This window comes from Moorena sp. SIO4E2 (genome assembly GCF_010671945.1).
In the GTDB taxonomy this organism is placed as follows: domain Bacteria; phylum Cyanobacteriota; class Cyanobacteriia; order Cyanobacteriales; family Coleofasciculaceae; genus Moorena; species Moorena producens.
Genome location: NZ_JAAHIE010000527.1, coordinates 1 through 4,821 on the forward strand (window position 1 = coordinate 1; position 4,821 = coordinate 4,821).

The window sequence follows — 4,821 nt, forward strand, 5'->3', positions numbered from 1 at the left end:
TGCTGATTGCTGAATGCTTACGTCTAATCTTGTTTGATACCAACCATGCTATATCCGGCAATGGTAGACAGAGGCACCTGGTAAAAATATTGACGTCGGAACTGTTCTTCCTCAATGGCAGCAAAAAATATTGCGTTCGCGCAGCGTGCGCGTAGCGCAATCGCATCATTCCCAGCAACATTCGTCCGCTCGCGTAGCGTGGCCAACGGCCAATCGGAAGACCACTCTTTTGGATGGCAGCTTATTTGTACCCCCGAGTCCTGGTAAGAAACCTCAAAACCAATCACTGATAGAGCATTCAGTCCTAACTCAACAGTGCGATCGCTTAAATCCAACTTCTCCTGCAATTGCACCAAAGTAGCCCATTGACCGGTGCGACTTAGGAACTTAGCAATTCCTAGCAACTTTTTCCAGGTGTCTTGGGCAGATAGTTGTTGAGGCCGTGGATATGCGATCGCTAATTGTCGTTCTGCCTGTATCGCTCTCCTACACCATACTTGTAACTCATCCCAACTCGTCGGACACTCATAAACCATTAGAGGACTTAAACCTTGCCGGTTAGGAGGTTGAAGGTTAGGAGGTTGAAGGTTAGGAGGTTGAAGGTTAGGAGGTTGAAAGTTATCAGGTTGAAGGTTAGGAGGTTGAAGGTTAGGAGGTTGAAAGTTATCAGGTTGAAGGTTAGGAGGTTGAAGGTTAGGAGGTTGAAGGTTAGGAGGTTGAAAGTTATCAGGTTGAAGGTTAGTAGGTTGAAGGTTAGGAGGTTGAAGGTTAGTAGGTTGAAGGTTAGGAGGTTGAAGGTTAGTAGGTTGTTCGCGAACAACCTTCAACCTGCCAACATGTAACTCTTGAGAACATTCAACCTTCAACTTGCCAACATGTAACTCTTGAGAGCCAACACCCTTCAACCGGCCAACCTCTAACTCTTGTCCCCGCCAATCTAAAATCCAATCCAGCTGATTAGAGACCTGGAAACAAGATTGGAAAAAATCATTTTCTTGGCAAGGTTGCACAGCAACGAGGCGCACTTCTGGACGTTTTTCATAATTATTATAGTCTAATTCCACAACAGCATTACATCTAACTTTAGGGACTTCATCCTGATAATGTCCCCACCAAATTCCAGGAAAACCCATACTCGTAGAGTCATCCCAAATTTCAAATTTAGTTTTGATATACTGTACTTTTCGCCCTCTCAAATCCTTAGAGTTACGATTCAAAACCTGTTCAAACCAACAGTTTTTAATCAGCAATTTTGGCACAGGATTACCCATCCCACAAGGTTCCAGATGTTTCAATTCATCAAATAGTGCTTTCCCCAACTCAGCAACCTTAACCACCAAATCCGCTTCCATGGCTGGCATCATCAAAGCACCCGTCGTCCCTAGTTTTTGTGCCAACTGCTGGTTAATCGCTTCCCTAAATAAAGGAATATTATCCACTGGCAAACTCAACCCAGCCGCAAAAGGATGACCTCCGAAGCGATGCAACAAATGAGCTTGGGAATTGACTAATTCATAAAGATCAATATTATTAACAGAACGAGCCGAACCCCGTGCTATACTATAGGAGTGTTTATCCTCTAAACCTGCTTCTACCAGTTTGCTTTCTCTATCGCTACTTTCAGTACTTAATAAAACTGTACTTAACAAAATCGTCGGGCGTCCATATTCCTGAGCAATTTGACCTGCCACTAAGCCTAAAACACCAACTGGCCATTGGGGATCTTCTAGGACAATCACATTAGTAGTAGACAGATCAAGTTGGGCAAGTTTATCCTTAACTTGCTTAGTAATATCTTTTTGTAAAGACATACGGCGGGTATTAGCTAGTTCCGTCTCTAAAGCCAGTTGCTCACAACGTTTCTCATCCTTACTAGTCAGTAACTCAACACAAAATGAAGCATCCCCTTGAATCCGACTTACAGCATTAATTCTCGGGCCAAGTCCAAAAGAAATATCCGTCGGGCGATCGCCACTGCGTTTACACAACTGTAACAATCGCGCTATACCAGGACGAGAGCGAGTTTTCAGTTGCTGCTTCAGTTGTTCAATTCCCCGTTGTGCCAGGTAACGACAATCTCCAGATAATTCCACTAAATCCGCAATTAGACCAATTGCCACCAAATCCAGCAACCCCTCTAACCGTTGTTGGGGAATATTAGGTAAAACCTGATACATCGCTTCCACTAACTTATACGCCACCGCCACCCCAGACAAATGAAATAAAGGGTGAGTTTCAGCAAAATAGCGAGAATTGATCATAGAAACTACTGGCGGACGGTCATCTGGTAGAGTATGGTGGTCAGTGATAATCACATCCATTCCCAACTGGTGAGCATAATCAATTTCCCTCAGATTCGTGCTGCCAGTATCGCAGGTAACGATAAGTTTCACCCCAGAAGCGTTCAGTTGGTCAATTCCTGGACAATTCAAACCATGGGATTCCGTCAGGCGATTGGGAATGTAGTAACTTAGCTGTTGGTGCTGCCAGAAAAATTGTCCCAGTCCTTCCCATAGGACACTAGTAGCCGTGATTCCATCAGCATCAAAGTCCCCCCATATGGCAACCTTTGCCCCAGCCTCACGGGCTTGGAGTAGGCGTTTTACTGCCCATTTCATTTCCTGTCCAAAATCAAAAGGGCTGGTAGGTTGATACAAATCTGGGTTGAGGAAACCAGCTAGTTGTCTCTCCTCTCGTATTCCCCGTTGCCACAGCAGTTGAGCAGCATAATCTCCCGAATAGCCCTTAGTATGGGATTTGACAGCTTCGATGAACCACTGAGGAATTTCCGGTGGCGCTAGGACTTGCCATTGGGATTGGGACATGGATTGGGACATGGATTCTGACATGGATTCGGACATGAAGCTGATTTGCGATCGCTTATAGTTAGTCGAGTTAGTACAAGAATACTAACTTAATCAGAGCGACCCATAACCAACTTGATCTAGAACTCAGGAATCAGAATAAATTATTTCCCAGTTAATTAGTCATTAATCAGAGTTTGATCAGCAATTGCGGTTAATTCTGGATTATCACCATAAATTCTGGAGTCTTCTGATCACTTGCTGTAATTGAGTCTCCTGTCTCCTGTTTCCTCAAAAAAACAGCCAACTTCTGACATCGAACTGAGGTAGTAGAAGAATGGTGAAGAAGATATAAAAAAACCTGGGAGAAGAAAAATCTTCTGCCCAAGCAACACATAAAGGAAGAAAAATCATGGGGTAAGAAGAACTTTCTACCCAAACAAAAATCCCCCATCGTCTGTCCAGGACGATGGTCAATGAAGTGTAGTATACCACAAAAATGATTTTTTGACACCTCAAAAGTCTTTTTTGTCGGTTTTGTCTGTCCCAAGAGCAAGCTGTTGCCAATCTTCAACAGAGCCGAGTAACCCATCAGTCTCACCAGCACAATAGTTTCTCCACCCCAAGAGCAAGCTATTGCGAATCCTCAACAGAGCCGAGTAACCCATCGGTCTCACCAGCACAATAGTTTCTCCACCCCAAGAGCAAGCTATTGCGAATCCTCAACAGAGCCGAGTAACCCATCAGTCTCACCAACACAATAGTTTCTCCACACGATGACAGTTCTTTCCATTACCAAAAATACCTATATGTCTTGATGCAGTGGCTACTTTCTTGCCTCTTGCCTTTCCCAAGCGCGACTATGTTTACATCTCTTATAAAAATCCTATAGATACTCCTTAAAAGGATGTGCCAATATGCCCAGTATCAGATCAATTTCCTTAATATAATAGTCATCCAAATCAATAAACACCAATTGATTCACCAACTTGAGAAACTTCCAATTCGTCCCAGTAGTCACAGCTCCATAGATAGCATCAATATCCTGATCCTGTTGTTGATTAAATCTCTGAGCCGCTACCATTTCCGCAATGCACTGTCCTAATCCCCCCTTAATATTTTCATTTTTTGCCTCTACTAGAGTGACAACTGGTGTCCGAATTTCATACATTTCCTTAGAAGCAGTAAGAAGATAATCACAGTATCCATTTAATCCACTTCCTTTATCGACATTAAACTCAGTGCCAGAAAAAAAACCGATTTTGAAATCAAGCAGACGGCGCACTTCCAGTAAAACCGGAGCAATAACTAACTCAGAACGAGCTTTTTCGGTATTTATAGCATTCGTGATCGGCAAATTTTCTTTAAGCGTCGTTTTCAAGTGATCACTGGGCTCGATAGGAGCAATATCATTAAATATAGTATTCCCCTCATCAACAATGAGATTAAACGTCGTTTCGACTTTGTAGATGGTTGTAAAATCACTATATGCCATGATCTTTATTTATCATGTCTCCTATAGCCATTCTAAATCAAGGAAATATAAATTCATCCTTCATCCTTCATAAAAAATCGGTCAAGTCTTGGTTAACCCCAATCATTGACCGAATAAATTAACAAAAATTCCACCAGTACAGCTTAGCTGTATCTACATCCACCAGTGGTGGACACAGAAATATTACACTTTACTGATTATCCCCCATTCTAGCCAAGGATTCAATCCCTGGCAAATTGCTATCTTAATCGAGTAGCAGATATCGAATCAACATACTGATCACCTCACCACAATTTCCAGTAGGTTGGGGTGTACTCCATTCATTCAGCGACCCGTAACCCAGGGAATAAAGTGTGTAAATTATCACCGGAACTGCGCTCGCAGAACCAATCAGTATATATTTGATTTGCTGCCGTACTGTACCTGTATTGCTAGGAATTTTATCAAGCATAATCTTGTTAAGATTTTCGTCAATCTGGATCAGTCAAGAACGTTGGCAAACATTAACAGATGAACAGCTAG

3 protein-coding genes are annotated in these 4,821 nt (G+C 42.7%); all 3 read right to left on the reverse strand.

The genetic code is table 11. The features are described 5' to 3' along the window. Nucleotides 1–23: 23 nt before the first annotated feature. Nucleotides 24–2,825 carry a single-stranded-DNA-specific exonuclease RecJ gene (recJ, locus tag F6K37_RS32195; RefSeq protein WP_287254676.1) on the reverse strand — a complete coding sequence of 934 codons (2,802 nt, stop codon included), beginning with the start codon at nucleotides 2,823–2,825 and terminating at the stop codon, nucleotides 24–26. 494 nt (nucleotides 2,826–3,319) lie between these two features. Then, nucleotides 3,320–3,472, reverse strand: a complete 153-nt coding sequence (locus tag F6K37_RS32200; RefSeq protein WP_287254674.1) for a hypothetical protein — start codon at nucleotides 3,470–3,472, stop codon at nucleotides 3,320–3,322. A gap of 218 nt (nucleotides 3,473–3,690) precedes the next feature. Next, nucleotides 3,691–4,299, reverse strand: a complete 609-nt coding sequence (locus tag F6K37_RS32205; protein ID WP_008185981.1) for a hypothetical protein — start codon at nucleotides 4,297–4,299, stop codon at nucleotides 3,691–3,693. Nucleotides 4,300–4,821 lie beyond the last annotated feature (522 nt).

Bases quoted from the DNA above. Each gene is read 5' to 3' on its own strand.
- recJ (WP_287254676.1), bottom strand. From the start codon at position 2,825: ATGTCCCAATCCCAATGGCAAGTCCTAGCGCCACCGGAAATTCCTCAG.
- F6K37_RS32200 (WP_287254674.1), bottom strand. From the start codon at position 3,472: ATGGGTTACTCGGCTCTGTTGAGGATTCGCAATAGCTTGCTCTTGGGG.
- F6K37_RS32205 (WP_008185981.1), bottom strand. From the start codon at position 4,299: ATGGCATATAGTGATTTTACAACCATCTACAAAGTCGAAACGACGTTT.